19 protein-coding genes are annotated in these 19,695 nt (G+C 66.6%); 5 read left to right on the top strand and 14 right to left on the bottom strand.

Going from position 1 to position 19,695, the window contains the following annotated elements; genetic code table 11:
* Positions 1-66 precede the first annotated feature (66 nt).
* Complete coding sequence (locus AC3QL3_RS16725) at positions 67-1,284, top strand: class I SAM-dependent rRNA methyltransferase (protein ID WP_492895216.1); 1,218 nt, start codon at positions 67-69, stop codon at positions 1,282-1,284.
* 21 nt (positions 1,285-1,305) lie between these two features.
* Here AC3QL3_RS16725 and AC3QL3_RS16720 read toward each other — a convergent pair whose 3' ends face one another.
* On the bottom strand, positions 1,306-2,841 hold the full coding sequence (locus AC3QL3_RS16720; protein WP_492895215.1) for an MSCRAMM family protein: 1,536 nt from the start codon (positions 2,839-2,841) through the stop codon (positions 1,306-1,308).
* A 454-nt stretch (positions 2,842-3,295) separates the two neighbouring features.
* Between AC3QL3_RS16720 and lgt the strand changes: the two genes are divergently transcribed.
* Positions 3,296-4,201, top strand: coding sequence for a prolipoprotein diacylglyceryl transferase (lgt, locus tag AC3QL3_RS16715; protein WP_492895214.1), 906 nt, complete (start codon positions 3,296-3,298; stop codon positions 4,199-4,201).
* Positions 4,201-5,037 (top strand): thymidylate synthase, encoded by an 837-nt coding sequence (locus AC3QL3_RS16710; protein WP_492895213.1) that lies wholly within the window; start codon positions 4,201-4,203, stop codon positions 5,035-5,037. Before lgt ends, AC3QL3_RS16710 begins: the two co-directional genes overlap by 1 nt.
* Here the strand turns inward: AC3QL3_RS16710 and AC3QL3_RS16705 are convergent.
* On the bottom strand, positions 5,015-6,025 hold the full coding sequence (locus AC3QL3_RS16705; protein ID WP_492895212.1) for a hypothetical protein: 1,011 nt from the start codon (positions 6,023-6,025) through the stop codon (positions 5,015-5,017). The two genes, AC3QL3_RS16710 and AC3QL3_RS16705, sit on opposite strands and share 23 nt — an antisense overlap.
* A gap of 112 nt (positions 6,026-6,137) precedes the next feature.
* Here AC3QL3_RS16705 and AC3QL3_RS16700 point away from each other — a divergent pair, with 112 nt between their 5' ends.
* The gene (locus AC3QL3_RS16700; protein ID WP_492895211.1) at positions 6,138-6,623 is read left to right on the top strand and encodes a dihydrofolate reductase; all 486 of its coding nucleotides are present in this window, start codon (positions 6,138-6,140) and stop codon (positions 6,621-6,623) included.
* Between the two features lie 34 nt (positions 6,624-6,657).
* On the opposite strand, the gene AC3QL3_RS16695 is transcribed toward AC3QL3_RS16700, so the two are convergent.
* The 4 genes from AC3QL3_RS16695 to AC3QL3_RS16680 all read right to left on the bottom strand — a co-directional run bounded on the left by AC3QL3_RS16695 (position 6,658) and on the right by AC3QL3_RS16680 (position 9,875).
* A complete protein-coding gene (locus tag AC3QL3_RS16695) occupies positions 6,658-7,506 on the bottom strand; it encodes a symmetrical bis(5'-nucleosyl)-tetraphosphatase (protein ID WP_492895210.1) in 849 nt (282 codons plus the stop codon).
* Positions 7,506-7,889: a Co2+/Mg2+ efflux protein ApaG gene (gene apaG / locus AC3QL3_RS16690; RefSeq protein ID WP_492895209.1), complete on the bottom strand. Its 384-nt coding sequence runs from the start codon at positions 7,887-7,889 to the stop codon at positions 7,506-7,508. Before apaG ends, AC3QL3_RS16695 begins: the two co-directional genes overlap by 1 nt.
* A 44-nt stretch (positions 7,890-7,933) precedes the next feature.
* The gene (gene rsmA / locus AC3QL3_RS16685; protein ID WP_492895208.1) at positions 7,934-8,737 is read right to left on the bottom strand and encodes a 16S rRNA (adenine(1518)-N(6)/adenine(1519)-N(6))-dimethyltransferase RsmA; all 804 of its coding nucleotides are present in this window, start codon (positions 8,735-8,737) and stop codon (positions 7,934-7,936) included.
* Between the two features lie 124 nt (positions 8,738-8,861).
* Positions 8,862-9,875, bottom strand: a complete 1,014-nt coding sequence (locus AC3QL3_RS16680) for a YeiH family protein (protein ID WP_492895207.1) — start codon at positions 9,873-9,875, stop codon at positions 8,862-8,864.
* A gap of 70 nt (positions 9,876-9,945) precedes the next feature.
* On the opposite strand from AC3QL3_RS16680, the gene AC3QL3_RS16675 reads away from it, so the two are divergent.
* Positions 9,946-10,836 carry a LysR substrate-binding domain-containing protein gene (locus AC3QL3_RS16675; protein ID WP_492895206.1) on the top strand — a complete coding sequence of 297 codons (891 nt, stop codon included), beginning with the start codon at positions 9,946-9,948 and terminating at the stop codon, positions 10,834-10,836.
* 2 nt (positions 10,837-10,838) lie between these two features.
* Here the strand turns inward: AC3QL3_RS16675 and AC3QL3_RS16670 are convergent, their stop codons facing one another.
* The 8 genes from AC3QL3_RS16670 to AC3QL3_RS16635 all read right to left on the bottom strand — a co-directional run bounded on the left by AC3QL3_RS16670 (position 10,839) and on the right by AC3QL3_RS16635 (position 19,623).
* Positions 10,839-11,972: a methyltransferase domain-containing protein gene (locus AC3QL3_RS16670; RefSeq protein WP_492895205.1), complete on the bottom strand. Its 1,134-nt coding sequence runs from the start codon at positions 11,970-11,972 to the stop codon at positions 10,839-10,841.
* A complete protein-coding gene (pdxA, locus tag AC3QL3_RS16665; protein WP_492895204.1) occupies positions 11,969-13,012 on the bottom strand; it encodes a 4-hydroxythreonine-4-phosphate dehydrogenase PdxA in 1,044 nt (347 codons plus the stop codon). The genes AC3QL3_RS16670 and pdxA overlap by 4 nt, the downstream gene beginning before the upstream one ends.
* Positions 13,013-13,025: 13 nt before the next feature.
* Positions 13,026-14,345 (bottom strand): peptidylprolyl isomerase, encoded by a 1,320-nt coding sequence (locus AC3QL3_RS16660; protein ID WP_492895203.1) that lies wholly within the window; start codon positions 14,343-14,345, stop codon positions 13,026-13,028.
* A 109-nt stretch (positions 14,346-14,454) separates the two neighbouring features.
* A complete protein-coding gene (locus AC3QL3_RS16655) occupies positions 14,455-16,881 on the bottom strand; it encodes an LPS-assembly protein LptD (protein WP_492895202.1) in 2,427 nt (808 codons plus the stop codon).
* 113 nt (positions 16,882-16,994) lie between these two features.
* Positions 16,995-17,912, bottom strand: coding sequence for a histone deacetylase family protein (locus AC3QL3_RS16650; RefSeq protein ID WP_492895201.1), 918 nt, complete (start codon positions 17,910-17,912; stop codon positions 16,995-16,997).
* Positions 17,909-18,364: a hypothetical protein gene (locus tag AC3QL3_RS16645; protein WP_492895200.1), complete on the bottom strand. Its 456-nt coding sequence runs from the start codon at positions 18,362-18,364 to the stop codon at positions 17,909-17,911. The genes AC3QL3_RS16650 and AC3QL3_RS16645 overlap by 4 nt, the downstream gene beginning before the upstream one ends.
* A 7-nt stretch (positions 18,365-18,371) precedes the next feature.
* A complete protein-coding gene (locus AC3QL3_RS16640; protein WP_492895199.1) occupies positions 18,372-18,929 on the bottom strand; it encodes a cob(I)yrinic acid a,c-diamide adenosyltransferase in 558 nt (185 codons plus the stop codon).
* A 52-nt stretch (positions 18,930-18,981) separates the two neighbouring features.
* Positions 18,982-19,623, bottom strand: a complete 642-nt coding sequence (locus tag AC3QL3_RS16635; RefSeq protein ID WP_492895198.1) for a hypothetical protein — start codon at positions 19,621-19,623, stop codon at positions 18,982-18,984.
* Positions 19,624-19,695 lie beyond the last annotated feature (72 nt).

Raw genomic sequence — 19,695 nt, 5'->3', positions numbered from 1 at the left:
GCTGCGGTTGTCGCTGCGCCGGCGAGGCGCTACCGTGCACGGCCTTTTCCGCCGCGGGCGAACATCGTGTCCGATTCCATCGAATACCCGGCTCTGTATCTCAAGCGCGGTGAAGACGCGCGCCTGCGCGCCGGGCATCTGTGGGTGTATTCGAACGAAGTCGACGTCGCACGTTCGCCGCTGACGGCGTTCGAGCCGGGTGAAGTCGTCGCGATCGTCGACTATCGCGACAAGCCGATCGGCATCGGCTACGTCAATCCGAATTCTCTGATCGCGGCGCGGCTGGTCTCGCGCGGCATCGACCGCGCGCTCGATCGCTCCTTGATCGTGCATCGAATCAATGTGGCTTTGTCCTTGCGCGAGCGGCTCTATACCGAGCCGTACTACCGGCTCGTCTACGGCGAATCGGACGGTCTGCCGGGTCTGGTGCTCGACCGCTTCGGCGACGTCGTGGTCGGGCAGATCGCGACCGCCGGCATGGAGCGACTGAAGGACGAGATCACCGCCGCCGTGGTCAAAGTGCTCAAGCCGCGCCGACTTTGGTGGAAGAACGATTCTTCGATCCGCGCGATGGAGCATCTGCCCGAGTACGCCGATCTCGGTCACGGCGATGCGGTCGCGAGCGGCGGCGAGGAGACAATCGCGCGCGAAGGCGGGCTGGAATTCGTGATCGATCCGGTCGGCGGGCAGAAGACCGGCTGGTTCTACGACCAGCGCGAGAACCGCGACCTGCTCGCGCGCTTCGTCGCCGGCAAGCGCGTGCTCGACGTGTTCAGCTATCTCGGCGGCTGGGGTTTGCGCGCGGCCGCCGCCGGTGCCAGCGAAGTCGTCTGCGTCGACGCCTCCGCCAGCGCGGTCGAGGCGACCACCCGCAACGCCGCACGCAACGGGCTGGCCGATCGCGTGCGCGCCGTGCGTGCCGACGCGTTCGATCATTTGAAGGCGTTGCGCGAAGCGCGCGAGCACTTCGACGTCGTGATCTTGGATCCGCCCGCCTTCATCAAGCGCAAGAAGGATTTCGCCGAAGGACGGCTGGCTTATCGCCGCATCAACGAGCTGGGCATGCAGGTGCTGGCGAAGGACGGCCTCTTGATCACCTGCTCGTGTTCGCACCACATGCCGCGCGCGTCCCTGCTCGAAGCGGTGCAACAAGGTGCGCGGCATCTCGATCGTCAGGCGCAGATGCTGATCGCGTTGCAGCAGGCGCCCGATCATCCGGTGCATCCGGCGATTGCGGAGACGGATTATTTGAAGGGGTTCGTCTGTCGCGTGCTGCCGGCGTGATGCGCCCTGGTTGATTTGAGCTCAGCTTCCGAAGCCGTTGCGAAAGACCGCCTCTGTAAGCAAGCGAAAATCGATATCGCTGCGAACCTCGCCGGAGCCGATCGTGATCGGAGTCGGAGCGACTGCACCGGGACCTTGGTCGGAAAACGGACAGGGTCTCGCCAGATAGAAGACGCAGTCGATGCTGTATCCATTTGCCATGACGTAGTAGATGCCTGGATACCAGGCGTCCGACAGATAGCGACCTTCTTCGTCGGGGTAGCCTGACCAGAGCAACTTGAACTCACTGTCATAGAGGGAAATGGGTGCGTATTCCCTCAGGCCCGTTGTTGCGTCGACGACCGTTCCCGAGATGGCCGCGCCGAGTTCAAGCACGAAGTCGATATCCTCCAGTACATCGTCGATTTCCGGATGCAGCGGCTGACCGAGGTCACGGCAGGTGTAGCGCGTGCAAGAGGCACCGGGATAAACCTGGTCGATGTGCGGTTGTGCACCGTGAGCGATGACTCTGAACGGAGACGAGTTCGAGCCGCCATACGTGTAAAAGGCGAACTCTCCGCTTGCGTTCGTCGTCGTCGACAATTCGCTACGATCGTTTCTCCAAATTTCGACTCCTTCGATCCCTTGCCCGCCAACCTCATCCGTGACGCGCCCCTTTAAGACAACTTGCGGATGCACGGTGAAATCGACGGCGCTCACTGTCGACCCGCCGGAAATCTGGACGCGCTGGCCGTCAGTTGCCGGTGGGCATTGATCTTCTTCGCAAACAATGCCTGGATAGAGCTGGGTTGCGTCCTTGAAGGGGCCGTCGATGCGGGCGGCGACGTAGTAAGAGCCGTCTGGCAATCCGCTCGCCCGGTAACGGCCGTTGTCGTCGGAGGTCGTCGGAAACGACGCGAGCTCATTGCCCGAAGCGTCGTACACGACTAGCCGCATGGTCGTGTTCGCCAGCGATACGGAGAGATAGCCGTCGCGCAACGTGCCTTCGATGCGTCCACCCGAGTGCAGCTCGAAATCAACATTTTCGAGTACTTGCCCTTCGGCTAAAGTAATTGTGTCCGACGGCGGCTCCCCAGCGAGCGAAGTGCGATCACGCAAGCGGTAGCACTGCTCGATCACGCCGACCGCCGGACCGCCGGCGCAAAATCGATAGATGAAGTCGGGAGCGAGCCGCTCGAACACGTAGCGACCGTTTTCCTCCTGTCTTGTGGCGCTTACCGAGTAGTGCCAGTAGCCGTCCGCGTAGTAGGAAACGTTGACGCCGACCAAACGATCGGCAGGTGCGCCGTCGATGCGGATTGCGCCGCTGACCGAACTGGCGCGGAGCAGAGGGAAGTCGGCAACGAAGGTGGCGGCTGTGGTGCTGAAATACTTCGCTGTCCGAACATAGCGCGGATCGTCTACGCCGATGCCGCAGGTCACGATGCCGGTATCGCAGGTGCCATCCCATAGATAGTTGCCGTTGGCATCGGTCGTGGCCGAACTGACCACCAAGGTACCGAACGGATGGACTAGCCAGATGGCCAAATGCATATTGGCGAGTGGCGTGTCGGTCAAATGATCACTCACTCGGCCGCTGACTATGGTAGCCATGGCCGGCGTAAGACAGAACAGGCCGAAGCTGACAGCAAGCATCAGGCGTAGGAGTTGGCGCAGCCGGCCTGACCGCCATCTGCGCAAGGACGTACATGCGCCTAGGGCGCACGTAGAATCAAGGCCATTCATATCCAAAGTCCTAAGAGGTGACGCCCCCGCCGACGTCAGCCGCCGATCATAGTGCATCTACTGTATGGGCTGATGACGTTGCGCTTTCGGCTCGCCTGAGATCACTGGGTGCCGCCGAAGACATTGATCGAACGAGCATGCTGCAGCCTTTGTCTGCGTATTCTCGTATTTGGAGTCCGCCGTTTCACGGAATCGGCCCGAGGGCGAATTCATTCGCCGTAGCAGTGGGCGACAGCGGCCGAACCGGGCACAATTCGCCGATGCCGCTGCATGAGTTTTCCGGTACGTGAACCATTATTTCGCCGACATCAACCCCATCGCCTTCTCGCTCGGCCCGCTCGCGGTGCACTGGTACGGGCTGATGTACCTCGCCGGCTTCGCCGGAGCGTGGTGGCTCGGCCAGCGGCGGCGCGCCGCGGGGCGTCTGCCGGTGACCAGCGAGGAGTTCTCCGATCTCGCGTTCTATCTGATGCTCGGCGTGGTGATCGGCGGGCGCATCGGCTACATGGTCTTCTACAACACGGCCGAGTTGGTCGCGCATCCGTTGAGCCTGTTCCGCGTGTGGGAAGGCGGCATGTCGTTCCATGGCGGCTTGCTCGGCGTGCTGGGCGCCGGCTGGTGGTGGGCGCGCAAGCACAAGCTGCATTTCTTCGACGTGGTCGACTTCGTCGCGCCGGTGGTGCCGATCGGCCTCGGTCTCGGGCGCTTGGGCAACTTCATCAACGGCGAATTGTGGGGCGGCCTGACGCACAAGCCGTGGGGCATGATCTTCCCCAACGCGTTGGAGTCGCTGGGCAAGAGCAGGGACGAGCTGTATCAGATGTACTTGGCCGGGCAGTTGAACGACCAGGCGCGCCACCCCTCGATGCTGTACGAGTTCGCGCTCGAAGGTGTGGTGCTGTTCGCGGTGCTGTGGATCTATTCGCGCAAGCCGCGGCCGCGCTATGCGGTGTCGGGTCTGTTCGCGCTGCTCTACGGCTTGTTCCGTTTCGCGGTCGAGTTCGTGCGCGTTCCGGACGTGCAGCTCGGCTATCTCGCCTTCGGCTGGGTCACGATGGGTCAGATCCTGTCGCTGCCTCTGATCTTGGTGGGCCTGCTGCTGTTGTGGTTCTCGCGCAAGGCGCCGACCTTGCGGCTGTACTCGGTTACGATGCCCGACCAGGACGCCACCCAAGATCGCGACACTCGCTGATGCGCCAATACCTCGACCTGCTGCGCCACGTGCTCGAACACGGCGCCGAGAAATCCGACCGCACCGGCACCGGCACGCGCAGCGTGTTCGGCTGGCAGATGCGCTTCGACCTGGCGCAGGGGTTTCCGCTGGTCACGACCAAGAAACTGCATCTTCGCTCGATCGTGCACGAACTGATCTGGTTCCTGCGCGGCGAGACCAACGTGCGTTATCTGAAGGACAACGGCGTCTCGATCTGGGACGAATGGGCCGATGCGGACGGCGAACTCGGTCCGGTTTACGGCAAGCAGTGGCGGAGCTGGGCGCGCACCAGCGCGCCACGCGAAAAAGCCGCCGTCGGTAGCGCTTCTCCGCCCGAGCACACGATCGACCAGATCAGTTGGGTGGTGGACGAAATTCGGCGCAATCCCGATTCGCGCCGCTTGGTCGTCAGCGCCTGGAACGTCGCCGACCTGCCGCAAATGGCGTTGCAGCCCTGCCACGTCCTGTTTCAGTTCTACGTCGCCGACGGACGTCTCTCCTGCCAGCTGTACCAGCGCTCGGGCGACATCTTCCTCGGCGTGCCGTTCAACATCGCGAGCTACGCCTTGCTGACGCAGATGGTCGCGCAGGTGAGCGGCCTGGCGCCGGGCGATTTCGTGCACACGCTCGGCGATGCACACCTGTACTCCAACCACTTCGATCAAGCGCGCGAGCAACTCGCGCGCGAACCGCGGCCGCTGCCCAAGCTCGTCTTGAACCCCGACGTGCGCTCGCTGTTCGACTTCCGCTACGAAGACATCGCCTTCGCCGACTACGCGCCGCACGCGGCGATCAAGGCACCGGTGGCAGTGTAGAGGTGCACTCGCGCGCGCAGCTGAAATAGGCGGTCGCGCGCGGATAGTCGAGCGTCATGCGGAAGCGCGACAGCGCGTTGCCGCCGAGCGCGCCTTCGATCGGACGGTCGGTCATGCTCGACATCATTTCGCGGAACGCACGATCCGGACGCTCGGTGAACCACACCGGCCCGATCTGCCAGCCGGCGATCTCGATTTGCGGTACGCGGATCGCGCGCGCGCGAAAACGCGGTGCGAACAGATCGTCGGCGTTCTCGACCACGGTCCAGCGCGGATGCGCCGCGCGCCAGGCGTCCAAGGTGCTGGTGGTGATGAAGCTGGTCGCGCGCGCGCCGTTGGTCGGCTCCGGCTTGGGCTGCGCGGCGAGCGCGACGCGCGTGGGATAGCCGGTCGCGCCGGTATCCAGCAGAAGATCGATCTCGTGGCCGTCCACGCGCGCGCTGATGCGCGGCATGTGGAACGCCGGCGAGTCCGCAGTGGCGAGCTTGAAGCCGATCGCTGCGGGATGGGCCGCGGCCGGCGCCTTCCAGGCGCCGTCTTCGAGCGCGAAGCGTCGCGCCGGATAGTCCCAGGTCCAGATGCGCCCGGCGAACCAGCGACTGCTGAGCAAGCCTTCGCCCATGCTCGAGGCGGAGGCGCCGCTGTGGTCCTTGCACTCGTGCACCAAGAGCGAGTCGTCGCCGTCCGCGTTGGCCGGAATGCCGGCATTGGCTTTGAACGCCGGCAGCTTGGTGCGATGAAGCTCCTTGCCGAGCTCGGCTTCGAGTTCGGGATTGGGCGGCAGCACCTCCAATCTCAGGCGCAGACGTTGCGCGGCCTTGAGGCACAAGAGGTTGGCGCCGCCGCCGGTATCGGTGTAGAGGCGCAGAGCCTCGCCGCTCGCGCTCATCAGTGTGGCGAACACGCGATCGGCTTCGAAGCGGGTCGGAATCGGCGCGGCCTGCGCGCTGGCCAGCGGAATCGTCAACAGCAGCACGGTGGCGCGCATGGTCGTTCGTCGTCGTTGGAGTCGCGCGAAAATCGCCGAGCGTGCGGGGCACGCCACAGTGCTCAAAGTCACGGCGCTCGCCCGGCGTGCAGGCTGCAGTCAGAATAGGCGCATGCGCATCTCCCTCATCGCCGCTCTCGACCGCAACTACGCCATCGGCCGTGACGGTGCGATGCCCTGGCATCTGCCGGACGACCTGAAGCGCTTCAAAGCCTTGACGCTCGGCAAACCGGTGCTGATGGGGCGCAAGACCGCGCTGGCGATCGGCCGCGTCCTGCCGGGGCGGACGAACCTGGTGCTGACGCGCGGCGACCAGGTGCCGTTCGACGGCCAGATCGCGGTGCATTCGCTCGATGATGCGATCGCGCGCACGATCGGCGAGGAACTCGCCGTGATCGGCGGCGGCGAGGTCTACGCGCTCGCGCTGCCGCGCGCCACCGATCTCTATCTGACTTGGGTCGACACCGAAGCCGTCGGTGCCGACGCGCACTTTCCGCGCTTCGATGCGGAGGAATGGAAGGAAATCTTGCGCGAACCGCACGCGGCCGACGCGCGGCATGCGTATGCGATGAGCTTCGTCGACTATAGGCGCGCGTAAACGATTTCGCGCCCCAAAGCGATACAACGCGGGATCAGTCCTGCTCTTTCCCCGGCGCCGGTTTGCGCTCGGACTTGATGCTGACGAACTCCGGCTCTTCGGAATCCAGCCGCAGCGCCGTCAACGCGCCGCCCCACACGCAGCCGGTGTCGATTGCGTAGATGCCGAGACCTGCGAAGCGGCCGAGCGTGGACCAATGGCCGCACACCACGCGCAGATCGCGCTTGATCTGACCGGGCACTTCGAACCACGGATACAGGCCCGGACGTTGCGTGCCCGGCACGCCCTTGTCGCCGAAGGCGATGCGGCCGCGCACGTCGACGTAGCGCATGCGCGTGAACACGTTGATGCCGGCGCGCCAGCGGTCGATGCCGCGCAGCTTCGGCGTCCACAGGTCCGGCTTGTTGCCGAACATCTGCTTGAGCAGACGGCGGTAGCCTTCGCTGCGCAGCTTGTCTTCGATCTCGCGCGCGATCTCTTCCGCCTGCTGCGTGGTCCAGCGATGAAACAAGCCGGCGTGCACGAGCAGGAAACCGAGGTTGCGGTCGACGTGAATCAGGTTCTGCTTGCGCAGCCAGCCGAGCAGCTCGTCGCGATCGGGCGCGAACAGCACCTCGCGCAATTCGGGATTGACTCGCGCCTGCTCCTCGCGCTTGCGCTCGGCGATCGCGAGCAGGGACAGATCGTGGTTGCCGAGTACGACGGTGGCGTTGTCGCCGAGCGCCTTGACCGTACGCAGCACGGCCAGCGATTGGCCGCCGCGGTTGACCAGATCGCCGCAGAACCAGAGGCGGTCGGCGCTCGGATCGAAGCGCAGCTTGTCGATCAGGCGGGCGAGTTCGTCGTGGCAACCCTGGATGTCACCGATGGCCCAGACTGCCATCAGTGCAAGGTCCGCGGGATCGACAGCACGAAAGCCGGCACGTGCGCGTCGAAGTGGGTGCCGTCGTCAGCGATCATCTGATAGCTGCCGCGCATGGTGCCGAGCGCGGTTTCGAGCACGGCGCCGGAGGTGTATTCGTAGTCCGCGCCCGGGCGTACCCACGGCTGCTCGCCGACCACGCCCTCGCCGCGCACTTCGCGCACCTTGCCGTTGCCGTCGGTGATGATCCAGTGGCGCGACATCAGGCGTGCGCCGACGCTGCCGTGGTTGACGATGGTGATGGTGTAGGCGAACGCGTAGCGATTGTCGCCCGGCGCCGACTGGTCGTCGAGAAAACGCGTGTCGACCGAGATCGAGATGTCGTAAAGCTTTTTGCCGCTCATGGGCGGCGATTTTCCGGGACGCGGGGCGCGCCGGCAAGCACGCCTTACGTTCCGCTGCCGGCGGGGGGCGCCAGCGTCTGCGCCAGCGCCACGAACGCGGCCGGCGCGAGCTGCTCGGCGCGCGCCTTCGGATCGACCCCGGCCGCTTGCAGCTGCTCGGGTTCGAGCACGCCGTGCAGCGCGTTCGCCAGCGTCTTGCGGCGCTGGCCGAACGCGGCCTTGACCACGCGTGCGATCGCCGCCGCTGCCGCTTGCGGGCGCTCGTGCGGCGCGCGCGGGGTCAGCCGCACCACCGCCGAATCGACTTTCGGCGGTGGTCGAAACGCGCCCGGCGGCACGCCGAGCAGCGGCTCGACGCGGCAGGACAGCTGTAGCATCACCGAGAGGCGACCGTAGACCTTGCTGCCGGGCGCCGCCGCCATGCGATCGACGACTTCCTTCTGCAACATGAAGTGCATGTCGGTAATCGCGTCGATGTGGTCGAGGCAATGAAACAGGATCGGCGAGGAGATGTTGTAGGGCAGGTTGCCGACCACGCGCAGCGGCGAGCCTGCGGCGAGCGCGCTGAAATCCACCTGCAGCACGTCGGCATGGACGATCTCCAGCTCGCCGAAGCCTTCGGCGGCCGCGCGCAGACGCGGAATCAGGTCGCGATCGAGCTCGATCACGCGCAAGCGGCCGAGCGCACGCAGCAGCGGCAGGGTCAGCGCGCCGTCACCGGGTCCGATTTCGACCAGGCGTTCGCCGGGCTTGGGGTCGATCGCCTGCACGATCTTGCGCAAGAGAGCTGCATCGTGCAGGAAGTGTTGGCCGAAGCGCTTCTTGTGGACGTGTCGATCGTCGTTCATGCCCACATCGTAGCGGAGGAGCTGGGATTGGGGATTGGAGATTCGGGATTGGGGAAGAGCAGACGATCCAAGAGCGACCGCTTTGCTTTTCCGAATCCCCAATCCCAAATCCCCAATCCCGGCCTCAAGCAATCCACCGCGTGAGCCAGTACCCGCCGACCGTCAGCCAGACGAACAGCACGAACGCGAGCAAGAGCGGCTTGGGCCCCAATGCGCGCAAGCGCGAGTAGCGCGTTTCCAAACCGAGCGCACCCATCGCGGTGGCGAGCAGCAGGGTGTCCAGATCGAGCAGGCCGGCACGCAGCGCCGGCGGCAGCGCGAACAGCGAATTGAACGCGCACACGCCGGCGAAGCCGAGCGCGAACCACGGCACCGTGATGCGGCCGCCGGTCGCGCCGTTGCGCGCCTGCCAGCCGCCGAGCAGGAACAGGAACGGCACCAGCAAGAGCACGCGCGTCAGCTTGACGATGACCGCCGTATCGGCCGCGGCCGGGCCGACCGCATTGCCGGCGGCGACGACCTGGGCGACTTCGTGCACGGTCGCACCGGTGTAGATGCCGTACTGCTGCGGCGACAAGGCCAGCCACGCCGCCAGTTGCGGGTACAGAAAAATGTTGATCGTGCCGAACAAGACCACGCCGGCGACCGCGATGGCGACCTTGTTCGCATCCGGCTTGAGCAGGCGCTCGGTCGCGAGCACCGCAGCGGCGCCGCAGATCGCGCTGCCGCAGGCGGTCAGCAGCGCGGTGTCGCGATCGAGGCCGAGCCAGCGCCGGCCGATCCAGACGCCGAGGCCGAGCGTGCTGGCGACGACGATCACATTGAGCAGCAGCGCGCCGGGCCCGACCGCAGCGATCTGCTGGAAACTGATGCGCAGGCCGTACAGCACGATGCCGGCGCGCAACAGGTTGCGCTGGGCGAAGGCGATGCCGGGCGCCAGCTGCGCCGGCAGGCGCGCGCCGGCGAGATTGCCGATCAGCATGCCGAGCGCGATCGCCAAGGTCAGCGCCGACAGCTGCAGCCCGGCGAAGGTGGGAACCGCAGCCAGGACCAGCCCGGCGAGACCGAGCGACAGCGCGAAGATCAGGCCGGGCAGGCGCGGAGCAAAGGCGGACAGGCGCGGAACGGAAGCGAGCATGCGCGCATTGTCGAGCCCGGCGGCATATAAAGATAATCCGTTGTTATGATATCGATCATAAGGATTCCTGATGATCGCGATCAGCCCGCGCCAACTCGAAGTCTTCAGCGCGATCGCCGCCGCCGGCAGCGTGCGCGCGGCGGCCGACCAGCTCGGCTTGACCCAGCCGGCCGCGAGCATGGCCCTGGCGGAGTTGGAGCGCCTGCTCGGCGCGCCGCTGTTCGATCGCCGGCGACGGCGCCTGCACCTCAACGCGCAGGGGCGCGCACTGCTGCCGCGCGCGCGCGAAATCGTCGAGCGCTTGCGCGAACTGGGCGACGGCACCGCCGCCGCCGAACCGCACGGCGCGCTCGCGATCGGTGCCAGCAATACGATCGGCAACTATCTAGTCGGCGAGCTATTGGGCGGCTTCGTCGCGGCGCATCCGACGGTGCGCTTGAGCCTGCGCGTGGCCAACACGGCGGAGATCGTCGCCGGCCTGCTCGATTTCAGCCTCGACATTGGCTGCGTCGAAGGTCCGACCGCAGCGGCGGAAATCGAGCGCATCGCCTGGCGCGAGGACGAGTTGAAGGTCTGCGTGCGTGCCGATCATCCGCTGGCGCGGCGCCGACGCCTGCGCGCGGAGGACTTTCGCGGGCAGCGCTGGATCTTGCGCGAGCGCGGCTCGGCCACCCGTTCGGTGTTCGAGGAAGCGAGTCGCGAGGTGCTAGGCCCGCTCGAAGTCGCGCTCGAACTTGGCCAGAGCGAGGCGATCAAGCAGGCGGTGATCGCGCGCCTCGGCATCGCCTGCCTGCCGGCCGCCGCGATCGCCGAGGCAGCCGCGGCGGGCAAGCTGGTCGCCTTGAAGACGCCGTTTCTAGATTTGCGCCGCAGCCTGGCCCTGGTCGTGCATCGCGAGCGCTACCGCGGCGCGACGTTGCGCGCCTTCCTCGATGCGTGCCGGCCGCAACCGCGGCGCTGAACTCAGCTTCGCGCGGCAGCGCTCGCCGCGCTGGCCAATTCCGGATCGGCGGCGAGCACGGCGGTCAATTCGGCGCTGACGCGTTCGGCGACTTCACTTGTGGACTTGGTGTTGTCTTCGCGCTTGAGCACGAAGAATGTGCGTCGCGCCCGTGCGTATTTGTCGAAGAAGCCGCCGAGCACGCGATGGATGCGACGTTCCAGCTCCTTGTCGCGCAGCAGTCCGTGCGCGGCGAAGCGCTGCTCCCACCAGGATGGGCTGGCCCAGACCAGATGACCGTGCTCGGGCCAGCCGCGCGCATCGCAGTGCAGATGGCGCCAGAAATCGCCCGGACCTGCGGCGCGCCATTCCGGCAATGGAATGTCGGTGTCGCCGAACACGTCGTCGCGACCGAACATGGGCGAGTTGATCAGGCAGTAGCCGTCGCGATCGAGCAGTTCGCGCATGCGCCCGAGATAGCGGTCGAGCTTGAGCGGATTGAAATGCTCGAGGATGTCCATCGCCACCAGCGCGTCGTAGGGCGGCGTCAGCTCCAGCGACAAAAGGTCACCGTAGCGCAGCTGGTTCTTGATCGACGGATAGGCCAGCACGAAGGCGAGGTGGCTGATTTCGACGCCGGTCACCTCGATGCCGCGCTCGTGCAGGAGGCTCAGCACGGGACCGGTGAAGCAGCCCAGTTCTAGGCAGCGGCGCGTGCCGAAGCCGGCTACCAGCGCGGCGGTCACGCGCTTGTCGATGTCGATCATCGGCGACCACACGCCGAAACTGTCGTAGTAGCGGTACTCGTGGATGGCCTGCTCGAGTTCGTCGAACTCGCGATCGTGCGTGATCGCGAGCGTGCTGCTGCCGTCGTCGTTGCGCCGGTAGCGCTGCGGGAATCGCTCGATCAAGTCCGGCAGCTCGGCGGCGGGCACGCGCAGGTACTTCTGGCGCTGAGTGAACTCGTCCGAATCGATCATCGCGCGAGCGACGTCGGCAAGCGCCGCGCCCGATTGCAGCGCGCCGGCGTGCGAGCGCAGACCGCCGCTATCAGGTTCGCGGCCGAGGATGCCGCGGTAGAGCTCGGCAACCAAGGCCTCGCGGTCGCTCGCGGCGGGAACGCCGCTCCAAAGATTTCGCAGGCGGCCGAGTTTCATGCGCTGCGTTGCCTGACAGCGGCCAGCCGCAAGGCCAGCTCGGTGGCGGCCATCATACTGCCCGCCTCGGCGCGGCCGCTGCCGGCGAGGTCGAGCGCGGTGCCGTGGTCGACCGAGGTGCGGATATAGGGCAGGCCGAGGGTGACGTTGACCGCGTGGCCGAAGCCGGCGTGCTTGAGTACCGGCAGACCCTGGTCGTGGTACATCGCGAGCACGGCGTCGTAGCGCGAAAGTTGAGACGGCACGAAGGCGGTGTCGGCCGGGATCGGACCTTGCACGTCGAAGCCGGCGGCGCGCAGCTGCGTGATCGCAGGCGCGATTTCGTCGATTTCTTCGCGACCGAGATGGCCGCCTTCGCCGGCGTGCGGATTGAGGCCGAGCACCGCGATGCGCGGCGCGGCGATGCCGAAGCGGCCGATCAGCTCGTCGCACAGGATGCGCAGGACCTTGACCAGCTCGACGCGGCGGATCGCCGCCGGCACCGCCGCCAGCGGCAGATGCGTCGTCGCCAGCGCCACGCGCAGATCGCCGCCGCTGGCCGCACGACCGCCGGCGTTCGCCGCGGTCAGCATCATCACGACATCGCGGCCGGCGCGCCGGGCGAAGAATTCGGTGTGGCCGGTGAAGGCGATGCCGGCGTCGTTGATGACGCCCTTGTGCACCGGCGCGGTCACGATCGCGGCGAACTCGCCGCTCTCGGCACCGTCGGCCGCACGCGCGAGCGTGGCAAGTACGTAGGCGGCGTGAGCGGGGTTCAAGGTTCCCGGGATTGCACTGCCGGGCAAGGTCACCGCAGCGACGCGCAAATGGCCTGGCGCACGCGCGATGGGCGCGACGCGCGAATCGTATGCTTCGATCTGCAACGCGACACCGGCACAGCGTGCGGCCGCCGCGAGCAGATCAGGGTCGGCGATCGCGACGAGGTCGGCGGCGAGATCGCTCGCCGCCAACTTCGCGATCAGTTCCGGACCGATGCCGGCCGGCTCGCCGGCGGTCAGCGCGAGACGCGGAAGCGCCGCCGCGGGCTTGGGTTGCTGCACGCCGCGATCGATCTCAAGGCGTGGCGGGCTTGGCCGGCGCATTGCCGCCGGGCAGGCGGATGTCGACGTAGGCTTCGCTGCGGATCTGGCGCAGGAAGCTTTCGTATTCGTCCTCGGCCTTGCGCTGGTACAGGATGTTCTTGGCCTGATCGCGCTGCAACTCGCCGGATTTGTCGGTGTTGCGCGTTTCCACCAGCTGCAGGATGTGCCAGCCGGCGTCGGTCTCAAACGGCTGCGAGACGTCGCCCGCCTTCATCGTCTGCAGCTCCTGCGCCACGCGAGTGCCGTAGGCGGTGCCGGTGAACCAGCCGAGGTCGCCGCCCAGACGCGCGGTGGCTTCGTCCTGCGAAGATTCCTTGGCGGCCTTCTCGAACTCTTCGCCGGCGACGATCTTCTGGCGCACCGCGGCGAGCTTCTTCTGCGCTTCGTCGCTCGGCACCAGTTCGCTCGGCTTCATCAGGATGTGGCGCGCGTGGTATTCGGTGACCATCTGTGCGCCGCCGTCGCGCTTGCCGAGCAGCTTGATGATGTGGAAGCCGTTCGGCCCGCGCATCGGCGGCGAGACCTGGCCTTCCTGCAGCTTGTCGGCGGCGTCGGCCAAGGCCGGCGGCACTTCGTCGTAGCTGCGCCAGCCCAGATCACCGCCCTGCAGGGCGTTCTGCGCGCTGGAGTAGCGGATCGCCGCGGCGGAGAAGTCCATGCCGTCGTCGATCTGCTTCTTCGCTTCTTCGGCCTTGCGATGCGCCTCGTCGATTTGCTCGGGCGTGGCGCCGTCGGGCACGTTGATGACGATGTAGCCGAGGTGCAGCTGGCCGCCGCGCAGGTTGCCGTTGCGGATCAGGCTGTCGATCTCGGCGTCGCTGACCTGCGCGCGGCTCTGCGCGATGCGCTGGCGCAGGTTCTGCACGATCAGCTGGTCGCGCACGTTGCGGCGGAACTGGTCGTAGTCGATGCCTTGCTGCGCGAGCGCGCCGCGCAACTGGCTGAGGTCGAGTCCGTTCTGCTGCGCGATCTGGCCCATCGAGCGGTCGATCTCGGCGTCGGAAGCCTTCACGCCGGTATCGTCGGCGCGCGCCAGCTGCAGCTTCTGCAGGATCAACCGATCCAGCACCTGGCGCTCGAGCACATCGCGCGGCGGCAGCTGCTGCGGGTTCTGCGCGTACTGGGAGGTGATGCGCGAGACGTCACGGTCGAGTTCGCTCTGCAGCACGACGTCCTCGCCGACCACGGCGACGATGCGGTCGAGCGGCTGGCTGGCGGCGGCTTGCGCGTGCGCGGCGTGCGGCAATGCGAAAGCGAGGATGGCGAAGGTCAGGGCGAGCAGGGGTTTCATGCGGAATTCCGATGATCGGGCACGCACGGCGCGTACCGGCTGGGAGCGAATGAAGCGGAGTTTTCGATCCGCCGCCGGCGCGGCCGGCGTACGGCGGATGTGGTCTAGCTCATTGAAATCCAAGGATACCACGGCGCAGGAAGTCGTCCGTCTTCTGACCGATCGAGCCGACGCCCTTGAACTCCAGCTCGAAGTAGATCGCCTTGTCGCGCTCGCCTTCGAGGTTGCGGATCCAGTCGCGCGCGAGCAAGCGCCAGGACACGCAGCAGGTGTCGTGCTCGACGCCGATGAAGCGCTCCAGCGTGCGCCCGTCGTAGCCCTTCGGGTCGGCCGGGTTCGGGTTGGGATTGTTCAGCGCGTAGTTCCAGCGCGCGATCAAGCGCCAGCTCGGGGTCAGCGGTATCGCCGTCGACGCGTCGACCTGTTCGAGGAAGTCGCGCCGGTAGCGGTAGGAGAAGTTGACCACGCCCTCGCTGCCGAAGCGGTTCTGCAGGGTGACGGTCGACAGGTCGGTGCGGTTGCTGTTCGGATTCCACTGCTGATCGAGCACCAGGCGCCAGCGATCGGACGGCCGGATGTCGATCTCGGCCGCATAAGTGGAGCCGAACTGGCTTAACGGTTTGCCTTGCGGATTGTTCGGATTCGGCACCTGGATGCGCTGGTCTTCGAAGTAGCGGATGCGGCCGATGCTGGCCGACAGGCGCTCGGCGCCGGTCTCGTCTTCGAGGAAGCGCGTGGTCAAGGCCAGCGACAGGTTGTTCGCATCCATCTGGCGGTCGGCGCCGACGAAGCGGTTGGTGCGGAACATCTGGCCGAAGGTGAACGGCACTTCCTGCGTGTCGAACAGCGGCAGGTCGTCCTGGTTGCGGTAGGGCACGCGCAGGTAGTACGCGCGCGGCTCCAAGGTCTGCGTCCAGCCCTGATCACGGAACTGGAAGCTGCGCTCGAAGATCAGCCCGGTGTCGAGGCTGAAGATCGGCGTGCCGCGGCTGGGGCTGCTGTCCTTCAGTTTTGCGTTGTAGAACGGATCACCCGGCTTTGGGCGATGTTCGAGCGAGTAGGTCGTATAGCGATAGCCGAGCTGCGGTCGGATGAAATACGACGAAGTTTCGATCGGGTAGGCGAGGTAGGGGAACAAGTCCAGGCGCTGGCCTTCCAGCGGCTGGGTGCGCTTGCGCTTGCCTTCTTCGCCGGTCCAATAGCTGGACTTGCCGAACGAGACGTACTCCGACTCCACCCCGGCGGTGAGGTCGCCGAGAAAAGCCTTTTCGGCGGTGAAGGTCGCGCGCGGCAGACGCCGGTACGGCTCGTATTGGTTGGACAGAGCCGGATCGGTGACTTGGTAGTCGTCGCCGCCGAAGCTCGCATTCCACCAGCTGCCGTGGCCGTACAAGTACGCGCTCGAGGGCAGGAAGCTGATCGCGGAGTTGTACATGCCGCGACCGAAGTCTTCGAAGTAACGGTTGTCGGAGACGCGGTTGAGATCGGCGCCCAAGCTCCAGTTCGGGCTCAGCGAGGTCGAGTCGCGCCAGCGATACCACCAGCGGCTGTCGGGCACACGCTGGTTGTACTCGCGCGCTTCGTCCGCCGCCATGTCGTCGTTGGCGATGTAGTCGAAGTTGAAATCGCCCTTGCTGCTGTCGGTCACGTAGCGGAATTCGCCGCCGAGCATGAAGCCGCGCTGGCTCATCACGCGCGGCAGCAGGGTCGCGTCGTAGTTGGGCGCCAGATTCAAGTAATACGGCAAGATCACGTCCAGACCACGGCGGCTGCCGTAGCCGATCGTCGGCGCGAGGAAGCCGGTGAGGCGGCGGTCGTCGATCGGGAAACGCATGTACGGCAGCCAGAAGATCGGCACGTTGAGCACGCGGAAGGTCACATTGCGCGCACGTCCCACGCCTTCGACGCGATCGAGCGCCATCTCGCGCGCGGCGAACGCCCACTGCTGATGGCTGATGTCGCACGTCGAGTAGCGCGCAGCCGTCAGCTTGGTGCGGTCGGCGTCTTCCATCACCGCGACTTGCGCCACGCCGTTGCCGCGCGAACTGAGCAGCTGGTACTGCACGCCTTCGAGCGTGCAGCGGTCGAGATCGGCGTTGCCGTGCGCGCGCTCGGCCGACATCAGCATCGCGCGATCCTGGAAGCGCACGTGGCCTTCGGTCGAATAGTCGGTGGTGTCGGTGTCGTAGGTGATCTTGTCGGCGCGCAGCAGCAGATCGAGCTGCTTGATCTGCGCCTGGCCTTCGAGCACGTAATGGCTGTTGTCGGGACTGGTGACCTTCAGTGCGCTGGCGTCGCGCGGCACGCTGCTGCGGTCGCCGGTGGTCGGCAGGTCGGGCACGTAGAAATCGAGCAGATCGCTCTTTGTGCACATTTCCCAACTGATCGGCTTTTGCGGGCACTTGAACACGCCGACCGGACAATTGGGCCCATCCGGATCGCGCTTCTCGCCCTGCGCATGCGCGAACGAGCCGAGGGCGAGAAAGATGGCGGCCACGAGCAAGCGGTGCTGGCGCAAAGCGGAGCGTGTAGGCACGGATCGGATTTTTCGTTGGACGCAAGAACGCTAGCTTGCCGGAAGCGCTCGCGGGCGGCAAACCTCCCGGCCCTGGCGCGTTCAGCAACCGCACATCCGCGACATCCAATGCGCTAGCCGAGCAAGGCCTGCACATGCGCCGCGGTCGATTCGCGCAGCGCGGTCAGGCTGTAGCCGCCTTCCAGACTCGACACGATGCGGCCTTCGGCATGGCGCTCGGCCAGCTCGACCAAACGCGCGGTCAGCCAGGCGTAGTCGGCGGCATCCAGGTTCAGGTTGGCCAGCGGATCGAGCCGGTGCGCGTCGAAGCCGGCCGAGATCAGGAGCAGCTGCGGCGCGAACGCCTCCAGCGCCGGTAGCACCAGGATTTCATAGGCGGCGCGGAACGCGGCCGAACCGCTGTCGGGCAAGAGCGGCGCATTGACGATGTTGCCGGCGCCGGTTTCCTCGCGCTGGCCGCTGCCCGGATACAAGGGCGACTGATGCGACGAGGCATACAGCACGTTCGGCGTGTTCCAGAAGATGTCCTGCGTGCCGTTGCCGTGATGCACGTCGAAGTCGACGATGGCGACGCGTTCGAGACCCAGCGCGAGCGCATGCGCGGCGCCGACGGCGACGTTGTTGAACAGGCAAAAACCCATCGCGCAGTCGGGCGTAGCGTGATGACCCGGCGGACGCACCGCACAGAACGCGCGCCGGCGCGGATCGGCGATGGCGGCGTCGACCGCGGCGACGACCGCACCGGCCGCGCGCAGTGCCGCCTCGGCCGAGGCCGGCGACATCCAAGTGTCGGGATCGAGCGGACGCCAGGCCGGCGCATCCGGATCGAGCACCTGATCGATCAGCGCCGGCGCGTGCACGCGCGCAAGCTGGGTGCGCGTCGCGCGCGGCGCTTCCGCTCGCGGCAGCGTGGCGAAGCGCGGCTCGGCCAATGCCTCGAGCACGGCCGCGAGCCGCGCCGGCGATTCGGGATGGCCCGGGCCGGTGTCGTGTTCGCGGCAGCTCGGGTGCGTGTAGATGGTGACGCTCACGGGCTCGATTCGTACCAGGAGAGAGGGATCGGCAACGTCGCGCGTGCCTGCGCCGGCGTCAAGTCCCGCGCGGCAGCCCGCGCCGCTGCCGGCAGCCAGTCAGGAAACGGTTGCTGCTCGATGCGATGACGCCCGTGCGCGCCGTGGATCTCGCGGATGCGCGCCAGCCCGTTCGCCGGCAACTCTGTACCGACGCGCGCCAGCGCCGGCCAGCAGCGCGCGTGCACGAAGGTGATGCGGCCCTGCGCCAGACGGCAGGTCGCCACCGTGTCTGCATCGCGCACGCTGCGCGTGAGCGCGAAGATCTCGTGACCGCGCGGATGCGCCCACCAGCGGCCGCCGAGGGCGGTCCCGGCGATCGCTTCGACCAGATTGGGAAAATCGGGCAGAGCGGCGGATTCGAGCACGATGCCGTGCCGTTCGACGAACGCCAGGGCCTCGTCCGGCGTCACCGCTGCGCTACGGTTTCTTGCGCCGCTCGTGCTGCCACACGACTTCGCCGTGGCCGGACCTGCGTGCCAGCACGCGCGCCAGCACGAACAACAGATCGGACAGACGGTTCAGATAGCGGATCGCTTCCGGCCGCACCGCTTCGTGGCGCGACAGCGCGATCACCTCGCGCTCGGCGCGGCGGCAGATCGTGCGCGCGAGATGGCAATGCGAGGCCGCCAATCCGCCGCCGGGCAGGATGAAGTCCTTCAGCGGCGGCAGGTCTTCGTTGAACGCGTCGAGCGTGCGCTCGAGACGCTCGACGTCGTCGTCCTGCATCATCGCCATGCCGGGAATGCACAGCTCGCCGCCGAGATCGAACAAGTCGTGCTGGATCTGGGTCAGCGCTTCGCGCGCAGCTTCCGGCAACTCGCCCGCGAGCACCAGGCCGAGCGCGCTGTTGAGTTCGTCGACGGTGCCGTAAGCATTGACGCGCAGCGAATCCTTGGCGATGCGCGTGCCGTCGCCGAGGCCGGTGCTGCCGTCGTCGCCGGTGCGCGTGTAGATCTTGGAAAGGCGGTTACCCATCAGCGTCCCAGCCGACGCTCGCTGTGCGAGCGAACGATGTCGTCGGTTCGGCTCAGCGCCGCTGCTTGCGGTCTTGCTGCGCGGGCAGCCAGCCCAGCGTCTGCACCGCCAAGACATGCAGCACGGCGGCGATGACGACGTAGACCAGCGCCATGCCGACGAAGGACAGGTACCAGTCGCCGAGATTCTTGCCCCAGCCGGCCAAGCTGCGCGGCGTGGCGGAGCCGGCCAGCCAGTGATCGCTGAGCCAGTAGTAGCTGCCGTTGGAAATCAGATAGCAGACGCTGGCCGCGACCACGATGCTGACCAGGAGCAGCGCGAACTCGCGCGCATGCAGGCCGTCGTAGCGCTGGCGCAGCCAGGCGCCGCCGAACCACAGCGCGGCATAGCTCGGCAGCAGGAACCAGTACGCCGGCGACACGCAGTAGTGGCTCCAGAAGTCCATGCCCGCGCGCGTGATGACGAAGTAGTCGACCGCGACCGCCAAGGCCATCAAGGCCGGGAACGCCCAGCGCACCGAGCCGCGCAAGTAGAACCCGGCGATGAAGAACACCGCCCACGAGGCGTCCGGCAACGAACCGATGTGCGTGCCGAGCGAGATCAGGTTCGAACGCGTGGCCAGCATCACGATCGCGAGTATCGCGAACAGGCCGAAGCGCGAAGACGTGGACAGGGCGGGAGCGGCGGCGGTCATGGTCGTGTTCCGGTCGAACGAGGGCGTAGTTTAGCCCAATGCGGCCGCGCCGCGCCGTGCCGCTGCCGGCTA

The organism is Dokdonella sp. GW821-FHT11D02 (assembly GCF_058808595.1).
Note: the sequence above shows the minus strand (reverse complement) of the source record. Positions and strands in the feature narration are given on the sequence as shown.

Bases quoted from the DNA above. Each gene is read 5' to 3' on its own strand.
- AC3QL3_RS16710 (WP_492895213.1), top strand. From the start codon at position 4,201: ATGCGCCAATACCTCGACCTGCTGCGCCACGTGCTCGAACACGGCGCC.
- AC3QL3_RS16705 (WP_492895212.1), bottom strand. From the start codon at position 6,025: ATGCGCGCCACCGTGCTGCTGTTGACGATTCCGCTGGCCAGCGCGCAG.
- AC3QL3_RS16660 (WP_492895203.1), bottom strand. From the start codon at position 14,345: ATGAAACCCCTGCTCGCCCTGACCTTCGCCATCCTCGCTTTCGCATTG.
- AC3QL3_RS16640 (WP_492895199.1), bottom strand. From the start codon at position 18,929: ATGGGTAACCGCCTTTCCAAGATCTACACGCGCACCGGCGACGACGGC.
- AC3QL3_RS16675 (WP_492895206.1), top strand. From the start codon at position 9,946: ATGATCGCGATCAGCCCGCGCCAACTCGAAGTCTTCAGCGCGATCGCC.
- AC3QL3_RS16680 (WP_492895207.1), bottom strand. From the start codon at position 9,875: ATGCTCGCTTCCGTTCCGCGCCTGTCCGCCTTTGCTCCGCGCCTGCCC.
- AC3QL3_RS16670 (WP_492895205.1), bottom strand. From the start codon at position 11,972: ATGAAACTCGGCCGCCTGCGAAATCTTTGGAGCGGCGTTCCCGCCGCG.
- rsmA (WP_492895208.1), bottom strand. From the start codon at position 8,737: ATGAACGACGATCGACACGTCCACAAGAAGCGCTTCGGCCAACACTTC.
- AC3QL3_RS16695 (WP_492895210.1), bottom strand. From the start codon at position 7,506: ATGGCAGTCTGGGCCATCGGTGACATCCAGGGTTGCCACGACGAACTC.
- AC3QL3_RS16635 (WP_492895198.1), bottom strand. From the start codon at position 19,623: ATGACCGCCGCCGCTCCCGCCCTGTCCACGTCTTCGCGCTTCGGCCTG.
- AC3QL3_RS16700 (WP_492895211.1), top strand. From the start codon at position 6,138: ATGCGCATCTCCCTCATCGCCGCTCTCGACCGCAACTACGCCATCGGC.
- apaG (WP_492895209.1), bottom strand. From the start codon at position 7,889: ATGAGCGGCAAAAAGCTTTACGACATCTCGATCTCGGTCGACACGCGT.